Source organism: Olleya sp. R77988, assembly GCF_044594215.1.
In the GTDB taxonomy this organism is placed as follows: domain Bacteria; phylum Bacteroidota; class Bacteroidia; order Flavobacteriales; family Flavobacteriaceae; genus Olleya.
Genome location: NZ_CP138988.1, coordinates 374,371 through 399,059, shown reverse-complemented (window position 1 = coordinate 399,059; position 24,689 = coordinate 374,371). Strand labels below are relative to the sequence as shown.

The 24,689-nt window shown below is 30.3% G+C and carries 24 protein-coding genes and 1 tRNA gene; 10 read left to right on the top strand and 15 right to left on the bottom strand.

Translation table 11 applies throughout. From position 1 onward, the window contains the following. The first annotated feature begins 26 nt into the window (after positions 1–26). The 8 genes from SJY17_RS01865 (at position 27) to SJY17_RS01830 (ending at position 5,385) form a co-directional block, all read left to right on the top strand. A complete protein-coding gene (locus SJY17_RS01865; protein ID WP_397363754.1) occupies positions 27–794 on the top strand; it encodes a TatD family hydrolase in 768 nt (255 codons plus the stop codon). 34 nt (positions 795–828) lie between these two features. After that, a complete protein-coding gene (locus SJY17_RS01860; protein WP_397363753.1) occupies positions 829–1,860 on the top strand; it encodes an asparaginase in 1,032 nt (343 codons plus the stop codon). Positions 1,861–1,931: 71 nt separating this feature from the next. Then, positions 1,932–2,019: transfer RNA gene (locus SJY17_RS01855), tRNA-Ser, on the top strand. A 210-nt stretch (positions 2,020–2,229) separates the two neighbouring features. Then, positions 2,230–3,009: a MotA/TolQ/ExbB proton channel family protein gene (locus tag SJY17_RS01850; RefSeq protein ID WP_397363752.1), complete on the top strand. Its 780-nt coding sequence runs from the start codon at positions 2,230–2,232 to the stop codon at positions 3,007–3,009. A 35-nt stretch (positions 3,010–3,044) separates the two neighbouring features. After that, a complete protein-coding gene (locus tag SJY17_RS01845) occupies positions 3,045–3,488 on the top strand; it encodes a hypothetical protein (RefSeq protein ID WP_397363751.1) in 444 nt (147 codons plus the stop codon). 2 nt (positions 3,489–3,490) lie between these two features. Then, positions 3,491–4,099, top strand: coding sequence for an ExbD/TolR family protein (locus SJY17_RS01840; RefSeq protein ID WP_397363750.1), 609 nt, complete (start codon positions 3,491–3,493; stop codon positions 4,097–4,099). Positions 4,100–4,108: 9 nt separating this feature from the next. Beyond that, positions 4,109–4,579, top strand: a complete 471-nt coding sequence (locus tag SJY17_RS01835) for an ExbD/TolR family protein (RefSeq protein WP_397363749.1) — start codon at positions 4,109–4,111, stop codon at positions 4,577–4,579. Positions 4,580–4,689: 110 nt separating this feature from the next. Beyond that, positions 4,690–5,385, top strand: a complete 696-nt coding sequence (locus SJY17_RS01830) for a porin family protein (RefSeq protein WP_397363748.1) — start codon at positions 4,690–4,692, stop codon at positions 5,383–5,385. Here SJY17_RS01830 and SJY17_RS01825 read toward each other — a convergent pair. From SJY17_RS01825 to SJY17_RS01760, 14 genes are all read right to left on the bottom strand, one after another. Beyond that, positions 5,380–5,985, bottom strand: a complete 606-nt coding sequence (locus tag SJY17_RS01825; protein ID WP_397363746.1) for a hypothetical protein — start codon at positions 5,983–5,985, stop codon at positions 5,380–5,382. The two genes, SJY17_RS01830 and SJY17_RS01825, sit on opposite strands and share 6 nt — an antisense overlap. 54 nt (positions 5,986–6,039) lie before the next feature. Next, positions 6,040–7,500 (bottom strand): RNA polymerase factor sigma-54, encoded by a 1,461-nt coding sequence (rpoN, locus tag SJY17_RS01820; protein WP_397363745.1) that lies wholly within the window; start codon positions 7,498–7,500, stop codon positions 6,040–6,042. Between the two features lie 52 nt (positions 7,501–7,552). Further along, positions 7,553–8,983: an asparagine--tRNA ligase gene (gene asnS, locus SJY17_RS01815; RefSeq protein ID WP_397363744.1), complete on the bottom strand. Its 1,431-nt coding sequence runs from the start codon at positions 8,981–8,983 to the stop codon at positions 7,553–7,555. Between the two features lie 35 nt (positions 8,984–9,018). Next, positions 9,019–11,430 (bottom strand): RND family transporter, encoded by a 2,412-nt coding sequence (locus SJY17_RS01810; RefSeq protein ID WP_397363743.1) that lies wholly within the window; start codon positions 11,428–11,430, stop codon positions 9,019–9,021. Positions 11,431–11,493: 63 nt separating this feature from the next. After that, positions 11,494–12,780, bottom strand: a complete 1,287-nt coding sequence (locus SJY17_RS01805) for a DUF5686 family protein (protein WP_397363742.1) — start codon at positions 12,778–12,780, stop codon at positions 11,494–11,496. Then, positions 12,767–13,504: a peroxiredoxin family protein gene (locus SJY17_RS01800; RefSeq protein WP_397363741.1), complete on the bottom strand. Its 738-nt coding sequence runs from the start codon at positions 13,502–13,504 to the stop codon at positions 12,767–12,769. The genes SJY17_RS01805 and SJY17_RS01800 overlap by 14 nt, the downstream gene beginning before the upstream one ends. An 83-nt stretch (positions 13,505–13,587) precedes the next feature. Further along, positions 13,588–14,145, bottom strand: coding sequence for a ribosome recycling factor (gene frr / locus SJY17_RS01795; protein WP_397363740.1), 558 nt, complete (start codon positions 14,143–14,145; stop codon positions 13,588–13,590). Between the two features lie 70 nt (positions 14,146–14,215). Next, positions 14,216–14,923: a UMP kinase gene (gene pyrH / locus SJY17_RS01790; RefSeq protein ID WP_397363739.1), complete on the bottom strand. Its 708-nt coding sequence runs from the start codon at positions 14,921–14,923 to the stop codon at positions 14,216–14,218. Between the two features lie 217 nt (positions 14,924–15,140). Then, a complete protein-coding gene (gene tsf / locus SJY17_RS01785) occupies positions 15,141–16,100 on the bottom strand; it encodes a translation elongation factor Ts (protein WP_397363738.1) in 960 nt (319 codons plus the stop codon). 85 nt (positions 16,101–16,185) lie between these two features. Further along, positions 16,186–16,965: a 30S ribosomal protein S2 gene (gene rpsB, locus SJY17_RS01780; protein ID WP_397363737.1), complete on the bottom strand. Its 780-nt coding sequence runs from the start codon at positions 16,963–16,965 to the stop codon at positions 16,186–16,188. Positions 16,966–17,138: 173 nt separating this feature from the next. After that, positions 17,139–17,525, bottom strand: a complete 387-nt coding sequence (gene rpsI / locus SJY17_RS01775; protein WP_397363736.1) for a 30S ribosomal protein S9 — start codon at positions 17,523–17,525, stop codon at positions 17,139–17,141. Next, on the bottom strand, positions 17,525–17,980 hold the full coding sequence (rplM, locus tag SJY17_RS01770) for a 50S ribosomal protein L13 (protein WP_397363735.1): 456 nt from the start codon (positions 17,978–17,980) through the stop codon (positions 17,525–17,527). The genes rpsI and rplM overlap by 1 nt, the downstream gene beginning before the upstream one ends. A gap of 261 nt (positions 17,981–18,241) precedes the next feature. Next, positions 18,242–19,312 carry a DUF3179 domain-containing protein gene (locus SJY17_RS01765; protein ID WP_397363734.1) on the bottom strand — a complete coding sequence of 357 codons (1,071 nt, stop codon included), beginning with the start codon at positions 19,310–19,312 and terminating at the stop codon, positions 18,242–18,244. 11 nt (positions 19,313–19,323) lie between these two features. Further along, positions 19,324–20,289: a hypothetical protein gene (locus SJY17_RS01760; RefSeq protein ID WP_397363732.1), complete on the bottom strand. Its 966-nt coding sequence runs from the start codon at positions 20,287–20,289 to the stop codon at positions 19,324–19,326. Positions 20,290–20,443: 154 nt separating this feature from the next. On the opposite strand from SJY17_RS01760, the gene SJY17_RS01755 reads away from it, so the two are divergent. Continuing rightward, positions 20,444–22,822 carry a GAF domain-containing protein gene (locus SJY17_RS01755; RefSeq protein ID WP_397363731.1) on the top strand — a complete coding sequence of 793 codons (2,379 nt, stop codon included), beginning with the start codon at positions 20,444–20,446 and terminating at the stop codon, positions 22,820–22,822. A gap of 7 nt (positions 22,823–22,829) precedes the next feature. Here the strand turns inward: SJY17_RS01755 and SJY17_RS01750 are convergent, their stop codons facing one another. Beyond that, the gene (locus SJY17_RS01750; RefSeq protein ID WP_397363730.1) at positions 22,830–24,023 is read right to left on the bottom strand and encodes a Pycsar system effector family protein; all 1,194 of its coding nucleotides are present in this window, start codon (positions 24,021–24,023) and stop codon (positions 22,830–22,832) included. 43 nt (positions 24,024–24,066) lie between these two features. Between SJY17_RS01750 and SJY17_RS01745 the strand changes: the two genes are divergently transcribed. Continuing rightward, a complete protein-coding gene (locus SJY17_RS01745; protein ID WP_397363729.1) occupies positions 24,067–24,666 on the top strand; it encodes a metallophosphoesterase in 600 nt (199 codons plus the stop codon). Positions 24,667–24,689: the final 23 nt, after the last annotated feature.

The following is a 24,689-nucleotide window of genomic DNA, read 5'->3' as shown; positions in this document are numbered from 1 at the left end:
CATGATGACTTTTTTATTTTTGTCAAATGATTATAACAGACACACATACACATTTATATAGCGAAGCATTTGATGAAGACAGAGATGCAATGATGCAACGCACTTTTGAAGCAGGTGTTACCAGACTATTTGTTCCAGCAATAGACAGTAGCTACACGCAAGGTATGTTAGATCTACAAGCCAAATATCCTGAAAATGTTTTTTTAATGATGGGTTTACATCCAACACACGTTAAAGAAAATTATAAAGAAGAGTTACAGCATGTAGAAGACATGCTTAACAAACATAAGTTTTATGCAATAGGAGAAATTGGAATAGATTTATATTGGGACAAAAGTACTTTAGGAATACAGCAAGACGCGTTTAGACACCAAATTAAATTAGCTAAACAACATAAACTACCAATTGTAATACATTGTCGTGAAGCATTTGACCAAATTTTTGAAATACTAGAAGAAGAAAAATCAGAAGACCTATTCGGGATTTTTCATTGCTTCACAGGAACTATTGAACAAGCACATCAAGCCATATCCTATAATATGAAATTAGGAATTGGTGGAGTGGCAACTTTTAAAAATGGGAAGATTGACCAGTTTTTAAATCAAATAGATTTAAAACATATAGTATTAGAAACAGATTCGCCATATTTAGCACCAAAACCTTATAGAGGAAAACGTAATGAAAGCGCTTATATAATAAAGGTGTTAGAAAAACTATCTGAGACTTACAAAGTGCCAGAACAAAAAATTGCCGACATTACAACAGAAAACTCCAAAGCAGTTTTTGCCATTTAGACAAAAGCTAAAAGCCAACAACTAAAAGCTAGTTATGACTAAAACAATTCCAAACATACTCCTTATATATACTGGTGGAACCATTGGTATGATAAAAGATCCAGAAACAGGAGCATTGCGTGCTTTTGATTTTGACAACTTATTAGTTAAAATTCCAGAATTAAAGTTGTTAGAGTGTCAGATTGAAGCCTACTCATTTAAAGAGCCAATAGACTCTAGTAATATGAAACCAGAATATTGGGTGCAAATTGCTGAAATTATTGAAAATAATTATGACGCATTTGATGGTTTTGTAGTGTTACACGGAAGTGATACTATGAGTTATACAGCATCAGCATTAAGTTTTATGCTAGAGCATTTAGCAAAACCAGTAATATTTACAGGGTCACAATTACCAATTGGAGACTTGCGTACAGACGCAAAAGAAAACTTAATAACATCTATACAGATAGCATCATTACAATATTATAACAAACCAGTCATAAAAGAAGTTGGATTATATTTTGAATATAAACTCTATAGAGCCAATCGTACCACAAAAATAAATGCAGAACATTTTGAAGCTTTTGCAAGTTTAAATTATCCAGAATTAGCAGAAAGTGGTGTACATCTTAAAATTAATGACCAACGACTATTCAAACCAAATCCAAGAAAAGACTTAGTTGTACATAAAAATTTAGATTCTAATATTGCTTTAGTCAAGTTATTTCCTGGTATATCAAAACAAGTTTTAGAAAGTATTTTTAATACTGAAGGGTTAAAAGGTGTTGTTTTAGAAACCTATGGAGCAGGAAATTGCACTACTGAAGATTGGTTTATAAAAATTTTAAAAGAAACTATTAATAAAGGTATACCTATTATTAATGTCACACAATGTTCTGGAGGAAGTGTAATGATGGGTCAATATGAAACTAGTGAAAAATTAAAAAGAATTGGATTAATTTCTGGAAAAGACATCACAACAGAAGCTGCTTTGTGTAAATTAATGTATTTATTAGGAGAAAATATTTCTGCTAACTTGTTCAAAACCATATACGAAACATCCTTAAGAGGAGAAATGTCTTAAAATTAACCCTTAAAATTTTAACGTTAAGATATTTTTTTGTTATTTGCCCTACTGTAATTAATGACAATTACAGAGAGGTGGCCGAGTGGCTTAAGGCGCACGCTTGGAAAGCGTGTATGCGTTAATAGCGTATCGAGGGTTCGAATCCCTTCCTCTCTGCAAGAGATTAAAAAGTTATGGAATAGTTTTTGATGCTTAGTTAAAACGCCACAAAACTATTTTTAAACTTAGTTTTATCTTTTGTTATAAGAAAAGATTTAAAAAAGAACATTTTAATAAATGTTTACTTTAGGTCTTTGCTAATTTTTATTTTTAATTACATTTTTTTTATATCTTTAACACTTTAACTAATAAAATTAAGAACAACAAATGAAAAGATTATTTTCTATCCTAGCCATCGCATGTATCATGGCATTCGGAACAGCAAATGCAACTACAAACGCAGCAATGACTACTGCAACTACTGTAGTGCAAACACAAGAAGAAACTAAAGCAGCTACAGCTGATGCAGACGAAGACTTAACGTTCCATCAAGAACTTAAAAAACGTTTTATTGAAGGTGAACCTGGTTTTATGGGTATTGTATTATTATGTTTAATTCTTGGTTTAGCAATTGCTATTGAGAGAATTATCTTTTTAAACTTATCTACAACTAACTCTAAAAAATTAACTCAAGATGTTGAAGATGCACTTCAATCAGGTGGTTTAGAAGCTGCTAAAGAAGTATGTCGTAACACAAAAGGACCTGTTGCCTCTATCTTTTACCAAGGTTTAGACAGAGCTGATGGAGATTTAGAGTCTGCTGAAAAAGCTGTTGTAGCTTATGGTGGAGTACAAATGGGACAGTTAGAGAAAAACGTATCTTGGATTTCTTTATTTATTGCATTAGCACCAATGTTAGGTTTCATGGGAACAGTAATTGGTATGATCCAAGCATTTGATAAAATTGAAGCAGCTGGAGATATGCAACCATCATTAGTAGCTGGAGGTATTAAAGTTGCCTTATTAACTACTGTATTTGGACTTATTGTTGCAATTATATTACAGATTTTTTATAATTATATTATCGCTAAAATTGATAGCATAGTTAACGATATGGAAGATTCTTCTATTAACTTAATGGACATGTTATCTAAGTATAAAAAATAATATAACTCAATTACTAACTTTAAAAATTAAAGATTATGCACAAGATTTTAAAAATAGTTGCTTTAGTATTGAGTTTAGCTGGTATAGGTGCTTTAATAAATATTATTATTAAAGGAGATGAAACTATTAAAGGATTAGCTTTAGATGGAGATACTTCTACAGTAGAGCCTATGGCTTGGATTGCTTATATAATATTAGGTTTAGTATTATTATTTGTAGTGATTTTTGTATTCAAAAATTTATTTACAAGTGGTAAATCATTAAAAAACACTTTAATAGGTGTTGGAGCCTTTTTAGCAATTTTGCTAATAGCTTACCTAGTGTCAGGAGGAGATACAAATCAATATAAATATAACGGTTTGGTAGCATCAGATGGAGAATCTAAAATGGTAGGTGCAGGATTAGTTGCATTTTATGTTTTAGGTGCAGTTGCTGTAGCTACAATGTTATTCTCAGGTATTAAAAAATTAATTAAATAATTATGGCAAAAAGATCAGCACCAGAAGTTAATGCAGGCTCTATGGCTGACATTGCCTTCTTATTATTAATCTTCTTCCTAGTTACAACAACTATAGAAGTAAATTCTGGTATAAGTTCAAAGTTACCTCCAATAGAGGAGATAACACCACCTATCATCAGACAGAAAAACATTTTTACTATAGAGTTAAATAAGGACAATCAAATGTTGGTTGAAGAAGAGTTGATGGAAGTCAAAGACCTTAAAACTGCAGCTATCAATTTTATTGATAATGGAGCAGGTGAAGGTACTGATGGTACAAAATGCTCTTACTGTAAAGGAGCTAAAGATCCAGCATCTTCAGATCATCCAACAAAAGCAATTGTTTCTATTACACACTCTAGAGCAACAGATTATGAAACTTTTATTACTGTTTATGATCAATTAGTAAGTGCTTACGCAGAATTAAGAGAACGTTTAGCTCAAAAGCTTTACAACCGTTCTTTTAAAGAAATGGAAACTGCTTATGAAGATCCAAAGTCATTAGAGCGTAAAAGTAAAAAGCTAAAAGAAAAAATAGATAAAATTAAGGATAGTTATCCTAGAATTATATCTAAAGCAGAACCTAAATAATTTAAAACTATGTCAAAATTTAAAAAAGGAGGCAGCAAAGAATTGCCAGCTATTTCTACAGCATCTTTACCAGATATTGTATTCATGCTATTATTCTTTTTTATGGTAGCTACCGTAATGAGAGACAACAGTTTGAAAATTAAAAATAATTTACCTTCTGCTGCTGAGACTGAAAAGCTTGGTAAGAAAAATTTGGTAATGTTTATTTATGCTGGAAAGCCAAGTGATAGCTATAAAAATGTTGGTACTGATGCAAAAATCCAATTAAACGATAAGTTTGCGGATTTAAATGATATTGGACCTTTTATAGCTGCAGAACGCGCTTCTAAACGTGAAGAAGAAATACCACAATTAATTGCTGCGCTTAAAGTAGATAAAGAAACCAATATGGGATTAGTATCAGATATTGAGCAAGCTTTACGTAAAGTAGCACAATTAAAAATTAATTACACGACCAAAAACGGTAGTGGACTTAAATAGTATTACTCTTAATTTTATAACAAAAGGTGTTTTGATATTCAAAACACCTTTTGTTTTTTATAACTTTAAGGTTTATTATATAAACCAATAACAAATAATAGAATTAAAATATGAAATACATACTTCTTCTATTTACTTTCCTTTTTATATCTCCATTTGTTAACGCTCAGGATAATTATTCAAGCACAAATGTTATAGATTCTTTATATAGAGAGGATCAATTTTATTTAGGTATAACTTATAACTTATTGAATAATAAACCCAATAATGTGTCTCAAAATGGGTTTTCAAGTGGTGTGCATTTAGGTGTTATTAGAGACATGCCTATTAATACAAATCGTAATAAATCTATTGGTATAGGATTAGGTGTATCTTTAAACTCATTTAATCAAAATATGTTAATTAATGAGAGTAATAAAGAAATAACCTATTCTGTTTTAGATGATAGTGACGTTGATTATTCTAAAAACAAGTTTTATACCTATGTTGTAGAGTTGCCTATTGAATATAGATGGAGAACCTCTACAGCTACAGAATATAGTTTTTGGAGAATCTATAATGGTTTTAAAGTAGGTTATCTATTTGCAAATGGCACTAAATATCAAGGCTCACCTAATGACGTTGCATTAAAAAACACTGATGCATTTACTAAGTTTCAGTATGGATTAACGATGAGTGTAGGATACAATACTTGGAATTTTCATCTGTATTATGGTTTAAATAAAATGTTTGATAATGCATTTATTAATGGTGAAAAGTTGGATGTTAATACCATTAAAGTAGGGCTGATGTTTTATATTTTATAACCAATATTGTAATACAACTAATTGAGGAACAATACCTATAATTAATCCCATTATCAACTCTTTACATGTGTGCGCTTTTAAATATAATCTTGACGTAGCAACAGCACCAATTATAATAGCCATTAGGGCTAAACTACCATTTATGTTAATGCTAAAATGTATAGCAAAAACTATAAAAAACATAAATACTCCACCTGTAGCTGTTAGATGAATACTGGCTTTAAATTTTGCTAATGCAAAAATTAAGCAAGTAATACTAGAAATTAAAACACCAATAAAAAAGTAATATAGTTCTGGGATTTGACTTAAAGGAAATAATCGGAACAATATTAATCCAATAATTAAACAGTTTACTAGTAATGGTAAGACACGCTCTTTTGTGGTTTTAAGATAGATTGACTCTGTTTTTCCTAATGTTTTAAGTAAAAAATACACCAAAATTGGTAATATAACAGATAGTATAAATAAGGATACTAACTTTGCATACACTAAATCTTCAGGAATAAAACGAGGTGATTTTTTAAAATAAAAATGCACAGCCAATATTGGCATAACTATAGGATGAAAAATAAACGATATGCTTTTAATAATCCATTTCAATAGTAATCATTTAGTTTTATGGTAAAAAGGAAGAATGATTAAAATATAATTGTATTATATTTTTTTACGCAATCTAGCAACAGGTATATCCAATTGTTCTCTATATTTTGCAACTGTACGACGTGCAATAGGGTAGCCTTTTTCTTTAAGTATTTTTGCTAAAGCTTCGTCAGTAAAAGGTTTCTTTTTACTTTCTTCATCAACAACAGTTTCTAATATTTTTTTAATTTCTCTTGTTGATACTTCTTCTCCTTGATCGTTAGTCATTGATTCAGAGAAAAACTCTTTTATCAATTTTGTACCATAAGGTGTGTCTACATATTTGCTGTTTGCTACACGAGACACTGTAGAGACATCCATCTCAATTTCATCAGCAATATCTTTTAGTATCATTGGTCTAAGGTTACGCTCATCACCAGTTAAAAAATATTCTTTTTGATAATGCATGATACTACTCATAGTAACAAACAATGTTTGTTGACGTTGTTTGATAGCATCTATAAACCACTTTGCTGCATCCAGTTTTTGTTTAATAAACATTACTGCATCTTTTTGTGATTTTGATTTTTCTTTACTTTCTTTATAACCTTTAAGCATGTTATTGTAAGTCCTAGACACATGTAATTCTGGTGCATTACGACCATTTAAAGTCAGCTCTAATTCTCCATTAACAATTTTAATTGCAAAGTCAGGTACAACGTGCTCTACAATTCTATTATTACCTGCGTAAGAACCTCCTGGTTTTGGGTTTAAGCGTTCAATTTCATGAATAGCATCTTTAAGTTGCAACTCAGAGATATCAAACTTTTGCATTAGTTTTTTGTAATGCTTTTTTGTAAACTGGTCAAAAGCTTTGTCTATAATATCACAAGCTAATTGTACATCAGGATTTTTTTCTTTTCTATGTAATTGAATACTTAAGCATTCTTGAAGGTTTCTTGCTCCAACACCTGCTGGATCTAGCTGGTGTACTATTTTAAGTACTTTAGCAACCTTTTCTTCATCTGTATAAACGCTTTGGGTAAATGCTAAATCGTCAACAATGTCAGTTAACTCACGACGTATATACCCACTTGCTCCAACACTACCTACTAAAAACTCTGCAATATTGCGCTCGTCATCAGATAAACGATACGTGTTTAATTGATTGACTAAATGTTGAGTAAAAGAAGTGCCTGCAGCATAAGGCATTGTTTTGTCCTCATCATCAGCACTGTAATTATTGACACTTGTACGATATTCTGGGATTTCGTCATCGCTTAAATAATCATCAACATTTATTTCTCCTGCGTCAATTGTTTCGTTATCATCAAAATCATCCTGAGTGTTATCTAAATCAGCATCAAAATCGTCTTCAATTTCTTCTTTACCACCTTCTAACGCTGGGTTTTCTTCTAATTCTTGCTTTAAACGTTGCTCAAATGCTTGCGTTGGCAACTGTATCAATTTCATTAATTGAATTTGTTGTGGTGACAACTTTTGCGATAATTTGAACTGTAAATATTGTTTAAGCATAAATGCGTTGATTATTTAACGTAAGATAATAAAAATGAGTCTAAATTAGTAATTAAAACTCTGCGTTTTGTGGTGTTCTAGGATAAGGTATTACGTCTCTAATATTTGTCATTCCTGTTGCAAACATAACTAAGCGCTCAAAACCAAGACCAAAACCAGAGTGTACAGCAGTTCCATACTTACGTAGATCTAAATACCACCAAAGTTCTTCTTCAGGAATATCTAATACTGCCATTTTCTTTTTTAATACGTCAAGACGTTCTTCACGTTGCGATCCTCCTACAATTTCACCAATTCCAGGAAATAAAATATCCATAGCTCTAACTGTTTTTCCATCTTCATTTAAACGCATGTAAAATGCTTTTATATTAGCTGGATAATCAAAAAGGATTACTGGACATTTAAAGTGTTTTTCTACTAAAAAACGTTCGTGCTCAGACTGTAAGTCTGCTCCCCATTCTTCAATAATATAATTAAATTTCTTTTTCTTATTTGGTTTACTATTTCTTAAAATGTCAATAGCTTCTGTATAACTTACACGTTTAAAATTGTTGTCTGCAACAAATTTTAATTTTTCAATTAGGCGTAACTCACTACGTTGTGCTTGAGGTTTAGTTTTTTCTTCATCAAATAAACGTTGATCTAAAAATTCTAAATCGTCTTTACTATGTTCTAAAATATAACTAATAACAGACTTCATAAAATCTTCTGCTAAGTCCATGTTTCCAGCTAAATCCATAAAAGCTACTTCAGGTTCTATCATCCAAAATTCTGATAAATGACGGGAAGTGTTAGAGTTTTCTGCTCTAAAAGTAGGTCCAAAAGTATATACTTTACCTAAAGACATAGCGTAAGTTTCTGCTTCTAATTGACCAGAAACGGTAAGGTTAGTGTCTTTTCCAAAAAAGTTTTGAGAATGATCTATATCTCCAGCTTCTGTCAATGGAGGGTTTTTTTGATCCAAAGTGCTTACTCTAAACATTTCTCCAGCTCCTTCTGCATCACTTCCTGTTATAATTGGTGTGTGCATGTAATAAAAACCATTGTCGTTAAAATATTTATGGATTGCAAAAGATAATGCAGATCGTAAACGCATAACTGCACTAAAGGTGCTTGTTCTAGTGCGTAAATGTGCATTTTTTCTTAAAAACTCAAAACTGTGTTTTTTTGGTTGAATAGGATATGTTTCTGGGTCAGAATCTCCTAAAATTTCAATTTTAGTAACTGTTACTTCTACATTTTGACCTTTACCTTGGCTTTCTACCAACTGTCCTGTTATAGATACAGCAGCGCCTGTTGTGATACGTTTTAATAAGGTTTCGTCTGTGTTTTCAAAATCGACTACACATTGTATGTTTTTTAGTGTTGATCCATCGTTTAAAGCAATAAAACGTTTTGCTCTAAAGTTACGTACCCATCCTTTTATATGTACTTCTTGTAATTTGGTCTCTTTAAGTAAAGTAGCGACTGTATATGATTTCATTTTTAAAAAATTTGATTAAAAATAGAGTTTTTCTTTTATTTTTCTTCAGAAAAAGATGCATTTTCATCATCGTCTTCTGCAGGAATAATATTTATGCTTGGTTCTTTTAATACTTCTTTATTGGCAATGCTGCGTTCTAACGATAATAATAACGAAGGTAATAATAGTAAGTTGGATAGCATTGCAAATAAAAGGGTTACTGATACTAATGCTCCAAGTGCAACGGTTCCTCCAAAACTAGAAATTATAAATACTGAAAATCCAAAAAACAAGACTATTGAAGTGTAAAACATACTGACTCCTGTTTCGCGTAATGCTGCGTAAACGGATTTTTTAATTCGCCAGTTATTTGCCAGTAACTCTTGTCTGTATTTTGCTAAAAAGTGAATGGTGTCATCCACAGAAATACCAAAAGCGATACTAAAAACTAAAATTGTTGATGGTTTTATTGGAACACCTAAATAACCCATTAATCCTGCTGTAACTACTAATGGAAGTAAGTTAGGGATTAATGATACAATTATCATTCTAAACGAACGAAACATGTAAGCCATAAATAGTGATATTAAAATAACAGCTAGAGATAATGATATGGCTAAGTTTTTTACTAAATATTTTGTTCCTTTTTGAAACACTAATGCTTTACCTGTCATGGTAACATTATAACGCTCTTTTGGAAAAACATTGTCTATTTTATCTTGAAGATTTTCCTGGATACGTTCCATTTTATCTGTCCCAATATCCTTCATAAATGTTGTTATTCTGGCGTATTGACCAGTACTATCTACAAAGTTTTTGAGCAAATCTACATCTGATGACGAGTTTTTTGCATAGGATAAAATAAAGTTGTTTTCTTGACTTGTTGGTAATTGGTAATATTTTGGATTGCCATTATAATAGGCTTGTTTAGAGTATTTAACTAAACCAACAACAGAAATAGGCTTTGAAAACTCTGGAGTTTCGTCAATAAACTCTTCAATTTTATTCATTCGTTTTAAAGTCGCTAACTTCATAACACCTTGTTTTTTCTTGGTGTCAATCATTATTTCTAAAGGCATGATACCATCAAACTCTTCTTCAAAAAATCTAATATCTTTAAAAAACTGAGCGTTTTTTGGCATGTCTTCTATTAGGCTTCCTGATATTTTTATCTGGAAAATACCAATTAAACAGACTATCAATAACACTAAAGAAGTAGCGTAAATAGTAATGCGTTTTTCTTTTACTAAGCGTACAGTCCAATTAACAAAACCACCAATCCAGCGTTTGTTTAAGTGCTCCAGATGACGCTCTTTTGGATAAGGTAAAAACGTGTAAAGTATTGGTATAATTAGTAAGCAAAGTATGAAAATTGCAAGAATACTTAATGAGGCTACAACACCAAACTCTTTTAATAATTGGCTTTCTGTTAAAATAAAAGTTGCAAAACCAGATGCAGTTGTCACATTAGTCATTAACGTTGCATTACCAACTTTTGTAATAACACGTTGTAAACTTTTTACTTTATTACCATGAGATTTTACTTCGTGTTGGTATTTGTTTATTAAGAAAATACAATTAGGTATCCCAATAACAATAATTAATGGCGGAATTAGTGCAGTTAATACAGTAATCTCATATCCTAATAGTCCTATAATCCCTAAAGTCCACATTACACCTATACAAACCACGACTAAAGATATAAAGGTGGCTCTAAATGATCTGAAGAATAAGAAGAATATTAAAGAAGTAACTAATAAAGCAGCTAGTACAAAAAGGTTAATCTCGTCTACAATATTTTGAGCGTTTAATGTACGTATATAAGGCATTCCAGAAACCCTAACATCTAAACCACCATTGGCTTTATAATCTTCAATTTTTTTAATAAGATTATTCATTATAAATTCCTTTCTGGCAGGAGTATTTACAATGTCTTTTTTAAGATATAATGCAGTACGAACCGTTTTGGTTTTTTTATTAAATAAAAAGTTATCGTAAAATGGGTATTTGTTAAATAACTGATCTTGCAGTTTTTCTATTTGTTCAATAGAGGATACAGAATCTTTTATAAAAGGTTCTAAAGAAAATTTTTCGTTTTTTTCGTCTTTTATAAGTTTTTGTAAATCTTTAATAGAAACTACAGTTTCAATTTCTGGATCATTCCTAAAACTATCAGAAAGGTCATTCCAAGCATTAAGTTTTTCGACAGTAAATAGTGTGGTGTCTTTTACACCAAGTACTACTAAATTACCTTCCTCTCCAAAGACCTTTAAAAAATCATTATAAGTAATATTTACTTCATGATCATCTGGAAGCAAGTTGGCTTCTGTATACGTAAAACGCATGTACTTCCATTGTGTACTAAAAAGTATGGTAACTACAACTACTCCTAGAAGAATAGCTATTTTGTTGCGCAAAATAAGTCTTGCTACAACATCCCAAAAATTTGCTGTAAATAGTTTTAACATAATGCTATAAAAAACGCTGCAAAGGTATGTAAAACCATTGTATTTACTTATAAAAAATTGGTTTTATAATGTAATATTAAAAGTGAATTTTAATGCAATATTATCCTCTTCTCTAGACAAGTGATAAGCTCCATATCTATAAGTAGCACTTAAGCCAAAGCCAAAGAGTAGTTTATTGATTTCAAAACCGCTTTCTGTGTAACCATGTTTTAAGGTTTCAAAATTAACATTTTGGTGTCTGCTTATTGTATTCATATTACCAATTGCATATCGTGAAACTAATACTAATTGAGGGTTAAAACGATTTGATATCTGAAAGGGTTTTACGTAATGTTTTACTACTAAAGTAGAAAAACGGTCTGAGAAAAACTCGTTAAAATACATGGTTTCAAAACTATTGATACCTGCTACAGAAAAACGTTGCAAAATAGTTTCTTTTGTAATATTATTAGGATAAGCGTGATATAAATGTGTTAAAGGTGCATCTCCATGAGCTATTCCTGCAGATAAAGTACCAATAGTGTAAGCTTCTTTATTATGTTTTATTTTATGAATAGCTCTAAAATCAATTTTTGAAAAATCAAAGTCTGCGTTAAAAACGTCTTTAAAACTTTTGGTGTATTGTAACGTAAATTTTGGATAGCCTTGAATAATCGATTTTGTTCCATTTTCTAACTCTTCTTCAGAATTAAATGGATCCCATTGTAATGCTATTTTTGCTGTTGTAGTTTCAAAATAATTATAGCTAGTATTATCTAAGATGTATTGGTAATTATATGTTGGACTGATGTTGCTTATTGCTAATTCTGTTTTAGAATATAATTTTGGTGTAATTTCATGTTCTAATGAAATTGAAGAAGTAATATGTTTATGAAATAAATCTATATTTAATAGACGTGGTTCAAAAAATGAAAACGCTCTACCATCTGTTAAAAAATCGGAACTTCCAGTTTCTTTTAAGTCGTCAACATAAGAAATATTAATCCATGTTTTTGTGTTTGGATTTACTCTAAAACCACCACCAATTTTATATTTAAACTTATCGTCCCTAAACCCATAAACTAAGTAAGAGTCTATTCTGTATTTTTCCGAAAAAGCATCGTTTGTTACACCTCCTAATCCAGTTCTGAAACCTTCATATTGGTTAAATTTAATAAGATAACGAAGATCAAAATTCCACAGTTTAGTAGGAAAAAAACCATCTCCTAACTGTTTTAAAAGTGTTCCAGATTTAGTAGTGTCATTAACTTTAATATTATTATCTGGATCTTGCGCATTAGCAAAAGTTACACTAAAAAAGCATAAAATAACTATCCAATAATTATGATTAAAGCGTTTAGAGTTCTGCATTTATTGCGTTGGTAAGTATAGTTTTTATATTGGTCATTAAACCAACTTCTTTAGTCGCTATGTTACCATCTTTATCAATTACAATACTTGTAGGAAAACTATTGACACCATATAAAGATATAATATCGTTTGCGTTAGGTATAATTGTAAAATCAAATTTAGTGTCTTCCAAAAACTGTTCAACAAGATCTTTTTGGTTAAAAGTAATGGCTAAAAATTTGACATCTTTATCTTTAAAGTCTTCCGTTAAGGTGTTTAATTCTGGCATTTCTTGGATGCAAGGACCACATTTTGTAAACCAAAAATTTAGGACTACAACTTGACCTTTTAAATCTGATAATTTATAAGTGTTTCCATCTAAGTCTGTAGCAATAAAGTCTATTGCTTTTTCTCCTTTAGTAAATTCTTCTTCAGGATTTTTAGTAATAGAATTGTCTGATGCTTTTACACGTTTAAAGACTACTGACTTTAATTTTTTATTTGCATCAACATAAAATAAAGGCTTATAATCTGGATTAGTCATTAACTCCAATTTTGACATAGGTAATAGTCTACCATTCTCGTCAAAAAGCAAAACGTTAGGAGTAATCATTATTTCCATTGTTTTTACTTCTTCATCAGTCAGTAAACGTTGATTGTCAGGAATAAATTTGTAATCTTGAGCTTGAAGCAATCCTATAAATAAGAATGCTATTATAAAACAGATTGATTTAAAAGATTTCATAATTGATTGATTTGATTTAATGATGAAACGTAAAAAAATAATAAAAGTTATAAAAAAAGCGACTTATTAGTCGCTTTAAAGATTTAAACGGTCATAATCTCTGTCTCTTTTACAGACAATAAATCTTCAATTTTTTTAACATAACTATCAGTTAACGACTGTATATCTGCTTCAGCATTTTTTTGTTGATCTTCAGATGCATCATCCGTTTTTTTAATGTCATTATTAGCATCTTTTCTAGCGCTTCTAATACCAACTTTAGCATCTTCAGATTCTGCTTTTGCTTGTTTTGCAAGGTCACGTCTACGTTCTTCTGTTAATGGCGGAACGTTTATGATTATAGTGTCACCATTATTCATTGGGTTAAACCCAAGGTTAGCAATCATTATAGCTTTTTCAATTTCTTGTAGCATGTTTTTTTCCCAAGGTTGCACTGTAATAGTTCTTCCATCTGGAGTATTAACGTTTGCTACTTGACTTAAAGGTGTTTGTGACCCATAATAGTCTACCATTACACTACCTAGCATAGAAGGACTTGCTTTTCCTGCTCGTATATTTACAAATTGCTTTTCTAGATGCTTAATGGCTTTATCCATTGCTTCTTTAGCAGTGTCTATAATAAATGTAATTTCTTCGTTCATTGTAATTTAATTTAATATTGAATGACTTTCAAAAAGCGAGCCAATTTTAAATGTAATATAATAATCTATATTATAAACTGACTTGTGTTCCTATTTTTTCTCCAGAAACAACTCTCATTAAATTGCCTTTTGTATTCATGTCAAATACAATAATTGGTAAATCGTTTTCTTGGCTTAAAGTAAATGCAGTTGTATCCATAACTTTTAATCCTTTGCGTAAAACATCGTCAAAAGTAATATGATCAAATTTTATTGCAGTACTATCTTTTTCTGGATCTGTATTATAGATTCCATCAACACGTGTTCCTTTTAAAATAACATCAGCTTCAATTTCTATTGCTCTTAATACAGCAGCAGAATCTGTAGTAAAATAAGGGTTTCCGGTTCCTCCTCCAAATATTACTACACGTCCTTTACGTAAATGGCTCATTGCTTTTCTGCGTATAAAAGGCTCTGCAACTTCATTAATTTTAATTGCAGTTTGTAATCTGGTTTTTACTTCTGCATCTTCTAGAGCTTGTTGTAATGCAAGACCGTTTATAACGGTTGCTAACATTCCCATATGGTCTCCTTGTACACGATCCATTCCATTCATTGCACCTGCAACACCTCTAAAAATGTTTCCACCACCAATTACAATTGCAACTTCAATGCCTTTTTCGGTTACTGCTTTAATTTCTTCAGCATATTCAGATAGGCGTTCTGGGTCAATTCCATATTGACGGTTTCCCATTAATGCTTCACCAGATAATTTAAGGAGTATTCTTTTATATTTCATATTATAATCTACCGATTAAGAGTGTCCTAGTTTTATAGGAATTAGAGTTTAGCAAAGCTACACATTTTTTTTATTTTTTTTGAATGAATAAAAGCCAGTTACTTTTATTTTTTCTTTTAAAGTTTATGCATAAAAAAACCACTAGCTCTAAAAATAGAGTAGTGGTTTTTAAATATTTATAGTTTATTGTGGATTCCTGCCTACGCAGGAATGACAATTATCCTAAAGATACACGTTTGAAAGCTAATACTTCAACGTTTTTAGACGCTACGTAATCTGCAACAGTCATTTTTTCGTCTTTAATAAACTTTTGATCTAGTAAACATTTTTCTTGATCTAAAGTTGTGTTGTCAGAAATAAAACGTTCCATTTTACCTGGTAAAATTTTATCCCAGATTTGTTCTGGTTTACCTTCTGCTTTTAATTCTGCTTTTGCAGCTTCTTCAGCTTGAGCTAATACGTCAGCAGATAATTGAGACATTGAGATGTATTGAGGTACATTTTTTAATGTTTTACCTAAACGTCCTAACTCTATATTATCTTTTTCGATAACTGCAATTCTTGCTTCAGTTTCTGATGCAACAAATGCTGCGTCAAAATCTTTGTAAGATAATGTAGTTGCTCCCATAGATGCTACTTGCATTGCTACGTCTTTTCCAACTACTTCTTCTTTTTGGTTTAAACCAACTAAAGCACCAATTTTGTTAATATGTACATAAGAACCAACATAAGGAGCTTCTAATTTTTCAAAAGCATTGATTTCTAATTTTTCACCTACAACACCAGTTTGTTCTACTAGTTTTTCTGCAACTGTCATACCACCAAAGTCTGCTGCTAAAAAGGCTTCTTTGTTATCATGGTTTAAAGCGATATCTGCAAATTGACCAGCTAATGCTAAGAAAGATTCGTTTTTACCAACAAAATCTGTTTCGCATCCTAATACGATTGCAACACCAGCAGTGTTGTCATCATTAATTCTGATAGCTGCTGCACCTTCAGAAGAGTCTCTGTCTGCTCTTTTTTCTGCTACCTTTTGACCTTTTTTACGTAATACGTCAATTGCTTTGTCAAAATCTCCACCTGCTTCTACTAATGCTTTTTTGCAGTCCATCATTCCTGCTCCAGTAGCTTTTCTTAATTCGTTTACTTGTGCTGCTGTTATTTTTACTTCACTCATGGTAATTATAATTTAAAAAAGTCGTTCAATTTATTTCGGTAAAGAAAAGAATTAAACGACTTGTTTGTGATTTGAAATAGTTATTTTATTCTTCTTCCTCTTTAGCTGCTTCTGCTTTTTTAGGTGCTGCTTTTACAGCTTTTGCTGCTTCTTTTGCTGCCTCTTTTCCTGCTTTTTCAGCTTTACGCTCGTTAAGACCATTTGTAATAGCGTCTGTAACGTGTGTTAATATTTTATCGATTGATTTAGAAGCATCATCATTTGATGGTATTACATAATCTACCTGACGTGGATCAGAGTTAGTATCTACCATTGCAAATATTGGAATGTTTAATTTTTGAGCTTCTTTAATTGCGATATGTTCGCGCTTAATGTCAACAACAAATAAAGCACCAGGTAAACGTGTCATGTCAACGATAGAACCTAAGTTTTTCTCTAACTTAGCTCTTAAACGGTCAACTTGTAAACGTTCTTTTTTAGATAAAGTTAAAAACGTACCGTCTTTTTTCATTCTATCAATAGTAGCCATCTTTTTGATTGCTTTACGGATAGTTACAAAGTTAGTTAACATTCCTCCAGGCCATCTTTCAGTAATATAAGGCATGTTGATGCTACCAGCTTTTTCAGAAACGATGTCTTTAGCTTGCTTTTTTGTTGCAACAAATAAGATTTTACGACCTGAAGCTGCAATTTTTGCTAATGCATCTCCAGCTTCTTCCATCTTAGCTGCTGTTTTGTATAAATTGATAATATGGATACCGTTACGCTCCATATATACGTAAGGAGCCATGTTTGGATCCCATCTACGTGTAAGGTGACCGAAGTGTACACCTGCTTCAAGTAATTCTTTTACTTCTACTGCCATTTTGTAATAGTTTACGTTCTGTTGAATTAGCAATAACTAAGTGGTCATTTTTAAAATTCGCCTTAATTATTTAGATGCTAAACTAAATCCTGTGTTTTTGTTTTTAAAGACACTAGGACAACAATAACTGTTTAATTTTTTGTTTTGTGTTGAAAATGATTTCAACAATGATATTAACGTTTAGAGAATTGAAATTTCTTACGAGCTTTCTTCTGACCGAATTTTTTACGTTCAACCATTCTTGGATCTCTTGTTAATAATCCTTCAGGTTTTAAGATTAATCTGTTTTCAGCATCTAATTCGCACATTGCACGAGAGATTGCTAAACGAACAGCTTCAGCTTGACCTGTAATACCTCCTCCAAAAACATTTACTTTAATATCAAAGTTACCTTCATTTTCTGTTAAAGCTAATGGTTGGTTTACTTTGTATTGTAATGTTGCTGTATCGAAGTAGTCTTTAAGTTCTTTTTTGTTAATCGTAATATTACCTTTTCCTTTAGAAAGATATATACGAGCAACTGCGGTCTTACGACGACCAATTTTGTGAATTACTTCCATTACCTGAATTCGTTTAAGTTAATTACTGTTGGTTTTTGTGCTTCATGTGCATGAGCTGAACCAACAACAACATTTAAATTACGGAATAAAGCTGCTCCTAATTTGTTTTTAGGCAACATTCCTTTTACTGATTTTTCCACTAACCTTGCTGGATCTTTTCCAAACAATTCTGTAGCAGTTAAACTTCTTTGTCCACCTGGATAACCTGTGTGACGAATGTAAGATTTGTCATTCCACTTGTTTCCTGTTAAGTTGATTTTTTCTGAATTGATAACAATTACGTTATCTCCACAATCAACATGTGGTGTGAAGCTAGGTTTATGTTTTCCTCTTAAAAGTATTGCTACTTTAGAAGCTAAACGACCTAATGTTTGACCATCAGCATCTACTAAAACCCACTGCTTATCTACAGTAGCTTTATTTGCTGATATCGTTTTGTAGCTTATTGTGTCCACGTTATTAATTAAATTTTCACCTGTATATGTACAGGTAGATTAAACATTCCTCTCTCAAAAAGAGTTTGCAAATTTACGATTATATATTTGATTACCAAATAGAGAAAGAACTTTTATTTAATAAGTCTGTTGATATCTTTTTAGAAGGATAAAAAAATCAGTAAAAAATGCCTTAACGTTAAATTGAAGCTTTAATTTAGTTAAAATAAAAAGGTGGTAAATTAAAAAAAAATAAACTTTGATTATTTGTTAATTTAATTATTATTGATAAATCTCTGGATTTGGATAAAATGAAGCAATTGCAAACCAATAACTAACCACAGATTTTGATGGTGTCAATTTCTGGCCAACACGTGGTCCTTGAATGGCTTTTCCAAATATATTCCATTTGTTACCTTCATTGTCAATAAAAAACTCCTCTGAATTACTGTAATTATATTGAAAACTCAACCCTAAAGTAGAACCAGATAGTTTAAAAGCATTAATAATATTGTTGTTACCAACTATTAAGTATTGGTTTCCATTAAATGTTTCATTAACAACTTTGCCATTATTAAAGTTTTCAAACCTATACGCTTTTGATAGGTTGTTGTCAATTAAAGCAAAGACTCTTTCTTTACTTGGCAAAGTATTATTTGTAGGATTTACATTGAATAATAAAAAATCGTTATTTGTAATATAATCTCCATAAGGATATGTACCGTAATCTCTATTAAATCCAGTAAATAAACTTAGAACCTTGGTTGAAGGAAACATGTTTTTCCAAACACCCCAAGTTGTTTCAATAACGCTTTCGGTTTCAGGAATTGAGCTTATTTGTGAACCATTAATACATTGCAATCTTAGTTGTGACCAATTACTGTCAGAATTCCTGTCGTATAGTATCAAATTTGTATTATATAGTAAACCTGAAACACCAAAAGTGGTAATTTGACCATTTATTATTCCATTCCAACCAAATGCAGTACCAGTTAAAGGACAGTAGCTAATGGTAACAGGGAATCCATCAAAATTGTCATTTACCACTTCATGCCAATCCATAACGATATGTGGATATGCTTTAATTTGGCTTCCTTTAACAATTCCAATTACAAGATCATCATCATCTAAATAATTTGCATCACTACTATTTGCGTCAACAAAAATAGGTGTGTCTATGGAAGGTATTCCATCTTTACCTGGACCTCCATCTCTAATTTCCCCTAATGGAACTAACCATTCTTGAAAATTATTATTAGTAGTGTTTGGGTTATTTGAATTACTAACTTCACTTGTTTTACTACAGGATGTTATAAACAATATTATAAACGTATATGTAATATATTTTTTCATGATTTCTAATTTTATAAAAGGAGTTTTTGTTTTCTATCAATTTTAAGTAAAATACCTGAAGATATTCTAAAAGAGGGAGTAAGTTGTGTACCATCAACGTTACTATAAATAGGAATTTCTACTTTAGTGTTTATAGATAAAGATTTTGTGATATTTAAAGAAAAATTTGGTAGTAAAAAAAGCCATTTACCTCCAGTGTTTTCTAGTTCAAAACCATCTAGTCTATCTTTTTCAGCAATTCTGTATTTAAAAGATAGACTAGAATTAGATAACGTTTTAAATAATAAAAATTGATCAGAGAAACCTAAAAAAGCTTGAAACTCATTACCAAACTTATATTTTAAGGTGTTTAAATATGTGTTGTTTGTACCAGTATTTCGATAAATAATTTTACTAAAAAAGCCAAAAGAAGGTCTAATATTTAAATTTTTAGATATAAAAGTATAATAAATAGTGTCCCAAGTATTACTTCCAGGTTGTAAATCAGAATTAAGTGTTATGCCAATTGCATTAGTTTCTGTAGAAGATCCAAATGGAATTTTAGCCCCTAAACCAATGTTTAAATTGCTATTTTTTCCTAATAAATTTGAAAAATTATATTTTAATAATAATACAGCATCACCAATTCCTGATGTTTGATCAAAATTTTCATTACCAAATTGAGATATTTTTCGACGTTGATTAATCCAAGTAAATAATGTTTCTACAGAAATATTGTTTGATATAGAATATCCTGTATTAATTAAAAAAGAATGAGTAACTCTTAATCTAGAATTGTCTTCTAAATTTTCTGTTCCAGAATTTAATGTATTAAGATTATTATAGTCATAAGCTAATCCAATTTGGATTGTCCCTTTCTTAGATATATTTAACCCTAAGTTATTTGATAGAGGAATCCCTCCAGAACAACAAGTTTGTGCAACAATTGAAAAAGAGCTAATAGTATAAAGTATTAAGAAGGAAAACTTAAATTTCATTTTGACAACTGTTTATAGACTTCTATAAAGTCGTTTTTTAAATAAAAAACTTACATGCATACAATTATTATTGTTTTTAGTATTTGCTCTGTCAACTTATTAAAATCCTTACGACTAATCTTAATAATGCGTATTTTTGTGTAATTTTAAGATTATGATTTCTAATTTAAACGACAATACTAATTTACCTTTCTCTATTCAAATAAGTTTTAATAAACTTATTGAGAAGTATCAAGTATTGGCTAATAGTAAAGATCCTTTTCTTGCTGCCAAAGCTAAACGAGTTTTAGAAATAAAAATGAATGCTCCAGTTTTAACAGAAGGATTTAGTGATGTTTCTGTTTTAAAAGAATATCAAGACGAAATCCAAACCTTATTACAAGACTCTTTTAGTGAAGTCTTAAGTTTAAACGAGATTAAAACAGCAAGTGTACCGTATCATAATTTTATTTTTAATGCTTCACAACGTTTTAAAAACATCATAAAAACTGCTGGACCAGATTTTGAGTTAGTTATTAAAAACATGCCAGAAAACGATTGGTATATTTTGGGATGTACCATAATTATGAATATGATTTATGGTTTTAATACCAACTTTAAACGTCCTTTATATTATGAAATCCCTGAAGCAAATGGAGTAATGAGAATTTATAAAATCTTATATAATGCAGATTTTATGGAGATTCTTCCAACAGATAAAGCTCCAAAATTAAAACAAGAAGATTTTGATCAACTTTTAGATAATTTTAATAATATAGAATTGTGGAAAGAAAAATTTCCGCCTAATAGTTACATATCTAAAGGGTTTGTAATCTCTAATATTTTTGATGTTACAGATGATCAATCAATATCTAATATAAAATCTACTTTAATAGGTAGTAATAAGCGTAAGGATGAAAGCTTTATGAAAGACTTCCAGCAAATATTTAGTACGCTTTTTAATATGAAAGACTTGCAAGTAGGGTTTTCTATCTATAATAAAGAAGACAATATGCTAATGCAGGTTTACGATTCTAATGTTAGTAGTTTTTTACTAAAAACAAATACAGAGTTAAGTTGCGATACTGCTTTTTGCCAACACAGTTATAATACATTACTTAAAGAGCAAACATATTATACTATATCTGATGTAGAGAAGTATTATGAAATGTCTAAAGGTAATGCTCCACAGATTAAAGTATTAAAAGAACAAGGTATTAAAAGCGCAATTTTTGCACCAATTGCAGAAAACGGTCAATTACTAGCTGTTTTAGAATTAGTCTCAAAAAAAGCTAAAGTTTTAAATAGTATTAATGCTAATAAGTTGGTGGATGTGATGCCATTTATTTTGTCTGCTGTGAAACGCTCAAAAACTGACGAAGAAAATTTAATAGAAGCAATCATACAACGTGAATGTACATCCATTCATCCTAGTGTAAAATGGAAGTTTGAGAAAGCTGCTAAGCAGTTTATGACAGAACAGCATAATGGAAAAGATAACCCACTTTTTAGTAAAATCAGTTTTGATAATGTCTATCCATTATTTGGACAAATAGATGTTAAAGGCTCTTCAAACGCTAGGAATAGTGCAACAGAAAAAGACTTGTCATTACAGCTTAAAATGGTTGAAAAAATTGTGAAAGTTGCATTTGATATTGATAAATTGCCCATTTTAGAACAGTTGTTATTTCAGATTATTACTTTTAAAGAAGCATTACACACTAACTTTAAAGTAGATAGTGAACAAGAAATAACACGATTTTTTAAAAATGAAATTGAGCCACTGTTTAAATTTCAATTAAAATCTAAACCCTATCTAGTAAAACAAATAGAAGACTATTTTAATACAGTAGATAGTCAGGTGGATCTAGTATATCATTATCGTAAAAACTATGATGACACAATAAGTTTGATTAATAAAAACATGTCCTCTTTATTAGATAAAAAACAAGTTGAAGCACAAGCAATGTATCCTCACTTTTTTGAACGTTTTAAAACTGATGGAGTAGAACATAATATGTACATAGGAGAAGCCATCACTAAAGAAGATTCTTTTAATAAAATTTATTTGTACAACTTGCGTTTGTGGCAATTACAAGTAATGTGTGATATGGAAAACACTTACTATAACCAACAACATGACTATCCAATTGCTTTAGATGTTGCCTCAATGATTTTAGTGTTTAATCAACCATTGTCTATACGTTTTAGAACAGACGAAAAACATTTTGATGTAGACGGAACCTATAATGCAAGATATGAAGTTGTCAAAAAACGTGTCGATAAAGCTAATATTAAAGGAACTAATGAGCGCATTACTGCAAAAGGGAAAATAACAATAGTCTTCTCTCAAAAGGAAGATGAAATAGAGTATTTAAAATATATTAATTTTTTACAATCTAAGCATAAGTTAGGTGACAATGTAGAGATTTTAGAACTTGAAAACCTACAAGGTGTTACAGGTTTAAAAGCATTACGTGTCAATATTTTATACCAAAAAGAAACTAATAAAAAAGAGTTTTATACTTATGAAGATTTAATGAAAGAGATTTAATAAATGTTTACCCTTGCGTTTTAAAGGCAATTGCAAAAGTCAATACACTTACAATAATACCTATCATAAAAACTGTATAAGTAAGTCTTAGTATTTTGTATTTTTTATTTAAAACTAAACCCAGAAAATATAAGTCTTTTTTCATAGAAGAATATAAGTAATCTCTGTCTTGCATCATTTCTCCCATAGCCCATTCAAAATCATCAAGACTCATTTTATGAAAGTTTCCAAAAAACAAAAGGTTAACCTTTTTATTTTTTACATCCTCTTTGTTAAATTTACCACTTGTCACATTTGGACGCGTTGCTAAAATGGATAATATTATAGAAGCTACTGTAAATAATACAAAAACAACGGTTGGGATAATTAAATAACCATTTGAAGGATTATCTAATTTAGACACTAAATTAGATAGTACTAAAGACACTATAATGGCATTTACAGATAATAAAATATTAGCTTTTGTATCTGCAATATTACTTAAAGTAATATGATTTTTTAGAGTAACTCTAAACATGGTTTCAATACCACGTTCTGGTAAAGTTGCTTTGTTTTTTTTAAGCTGAAATTCTTCAGCTTTTGTTTGTGCTTTAAGTTCTTCAGCTTGTTGTTTTTTTAATGTTTTTAACAGTAAAACTAGATTTTTATCTTTTCTTTTTTGCCAATTCTCTTGAGCATAATTGGTGTAAAAATGGTGGTGTTTAGATAAAAACTGAATATTTTCTTGGGTCCACTCACTATCTGTAAAAGCTTTACTTTGGGTAAGGTCCCATTCAGCTCTTAATAAATCGCAAATTTCAATGTAATTTTTGCTTCCAAAGTGCGACGAATCAGCATCACGAATAATTTTTTCAAGGCTATTTTTTGGTTCGTAATTAATTTTAGTAGCTAAAATTAACCCAGTGATAGAAGCTATATCAGCTTCAGAAACGTTATGATTTTTTAAAAAAGTTGAAGCTAATTTGGCGCTTTCTTCTTCATGATTTTTGCATCCATTTATATATCCAATATCATGAAACCAAGCACTAATTTTTAATAACTGAGTGTCTTTTTTAGGCGTTTTTTCGCCTTCAGCAAGTTCTAATATGCTTTTAACAACACGCTGTGTATGACTTAAATTATGATAGAAAAAAGTATGTTCCAATTTACTAGTTAGTAATTGTGAGACATGTTTTTCTGTTTCAATGATTACATTTTCCATTTAAAGAATTATTTTTACTAAAATAGCTAATTAATCTGTTAAAATGAGAATTAAACAACTAGCCATTATAATTATTATTGCTAACTTATTAAATGCATGCGCAACCTTTAAGCCTCAATATAAAGACGAAAATAATATTAAAACCTTTCCAAAAGATAAAATATTAGAACATTCTTTTTATTTAATTGGCGATGCAGGAAACTCTCCAATTGGCTCCAAATCTGATGCTTTAAAAGCTTTTGAAAAAGCTTTAAGCAATGCACCAAGTAATAGTACAGCTCTTTTTTTAGGAGATAATATTTATCCTAATGGATTGGTAAGCAAGGATCATAAAGATAGGGAGTTTGCCCAACATCAATTAAAAACACAAACACAAGCAGTAAAAGATTTTAAAGGAAACACTATTTTTATTCCAGGCAATCATGATTGGTATTCTGGCTTAAAAGGGTTAAAAAGACAAGAAAAATTTGTAGAAGATGCTTTAGGTAAAAATACTTTTTTACCAGAAAACGGTTGTCCAATACAAAAAGTAACTATTAGCGATGATGTTGTAATGATAATTGTAGATTCTCATTGGTATGTCACTAATTGGGATAAACATCCAACTATAAATGATAATTGTGATATTAAAACCAGAACTTAGTTTTTTGACGAGTTTGAAAGTCT

Excerpts from the sequence above, each read along its gene's own strand:
- SJY17_RS01865 (WP_397363754.1), top strand. The coding sequence starts at position 27 with ATGATTATAACAGACACACATACACATTTATATAGCGAAGCATTTGAT.
- SJY17_RS01860 (WP_397363753.1), top strand. The coding sequence starts at position 829 with ATGACTAAAACAATTCCAAACATACTCCTTATATATACTGGTGGAACC.
- SJY17_RS01850 (WP_397363752.1), top strand. The coding sequence starts at position 2,230 with ATGAAAAGATTATTTTCTATCCTAGCCATCGCATGTATCATGGCATTC.
- SJY17_RS01845 (WP_397363751.1), top strand. The coding sequence starts at position 3,045 with ATGCACAAGATTTTAAAAATAGTTGCTTTAGTATTGAGTTTAGCTGGT.
- SJY17_RS01840 (WP_397363750.1), top strand. The coding sequence starts at position 3,491 with ATGGCAAAAAGATCAGCACCAGAAGTTAATGCAGGCTCTATGGCTGAC.
- SJY17_RS01835 (WP_397363749.1), top strand. The coding sequence starts at position 4,109 with ATGTCAAAATTTAAAAAAGGAGGCAGCAAAGAATTGCCAGCTATTTCT.
- SJY17_RS01830 (WP_397363748.1), top strand. The coding sequence starts at position 4,690 with ATGAAATACATACTTCTTCTATTTACTTTCCTTTTTATATCTCCATTT.
- rpoN (WP_397363745.1), bottom strand. The coding sequence starts at position 7,500 with ATGCTTAAACAATATTTACAGTTCAAATTATCGCAAAAGTTGTCACCA.
- asnS (WP_397363744.1), bottom strand. The coding sequence starts at position 8,983 with ATGAAATCATATACAGTCGCTACTTTACTTAAAGAGACCAAATTACAA.
- SJY17_RS01810 (WP_397363743.1), bottom strand. The coding sequence starts at position 11,430 with ATGTTAAAACTATTTACAGCAAATTTTTGGGATGTTGTAGCAAGACTT.
- SJY17_RS01805 (WP_397363742.1), bottom strand. The coding sequence starts at position 12,780 with ATGCAGAACTCTAAACGCTTTAATCATAATTATTGGATAGTTATTTTA.
- SJY17_RS01800 (WP_397363741.1), bottom strand. The coding sequence starts at position 13,504 with ATGAAATCTTTTAAATCAATCTGTTTTATAATAGCATTCTTATTTATA.
- frr (WP_397363740.1), bottom strand. The coding sequence starts at position 14,145 with ATGAACGAAGAAATTACATTTATTATAGACACTGCTAAAGAAGCAATG.
- pyrH (WP_397363739.1), bottom strand. The coding sequence starts at position 14,923 with ATGAAATATAAAAGAATACTCCTTAAATTATCTGGTGAAGCATTAATG.
- tsf (WP_397363738.1), bottom strand. The coding sequence starts at position 16,100 with ATGAGTGAAGTAAAAATAACAGCAGCACAAGTAAACGAATTAAGAAAA.
- rpsB (WP_397363737.1), bottom strand. The coding sequence starts at position 16,965 with ATGGCAGTAGAAGTAAAAGAATTACTTGAAGCAGGTGTACACTTCGGT.
- rpsI (WP_397363736.1), bottom strand. The coding sequence starts at position 17,525 with ATGGAAGTAATTCACAAAATTGGTCGTCGTAAGACCGCAGTTGCTCGT.
- SJY17_RS01765 (WP_397363734.1), bottom strand. The coding sequence starts at position 19,312 with ATGAAAAAATATATTACATATACGTTTATAATATTGTTTATAACATCC.
- SJY17_RS01760 (WP_397363732.1), bottom strand. The coding sequence starts at position 20,289 with ATGAAATTTAAGTTTTCCTTCTTAATACTTTATACTATTAGCTCTTTT.
- SJY17_RS01755 (WP_397363731.1), top strand. The coding sequence starts at position 20,444 with ATGATTTCTAATTTAAACGACAATACTAATTTACCTTTCTCTATTCAA.
- SJY17_RS01750 (WP_397363730.1), bottom strand. The coding sequence starts at position 24,023 with ATGGAAAATGTAATCATTGAAACAGAAAAACATGTCTCACAATTACTA.
- SJY17_RS01745 (WP_397363729.1), top strand. The coding sequence starts at position 24,067 with ATGAGAATTAAACAACTAGCCATTATAATTATTATTGCTAACTTATTA.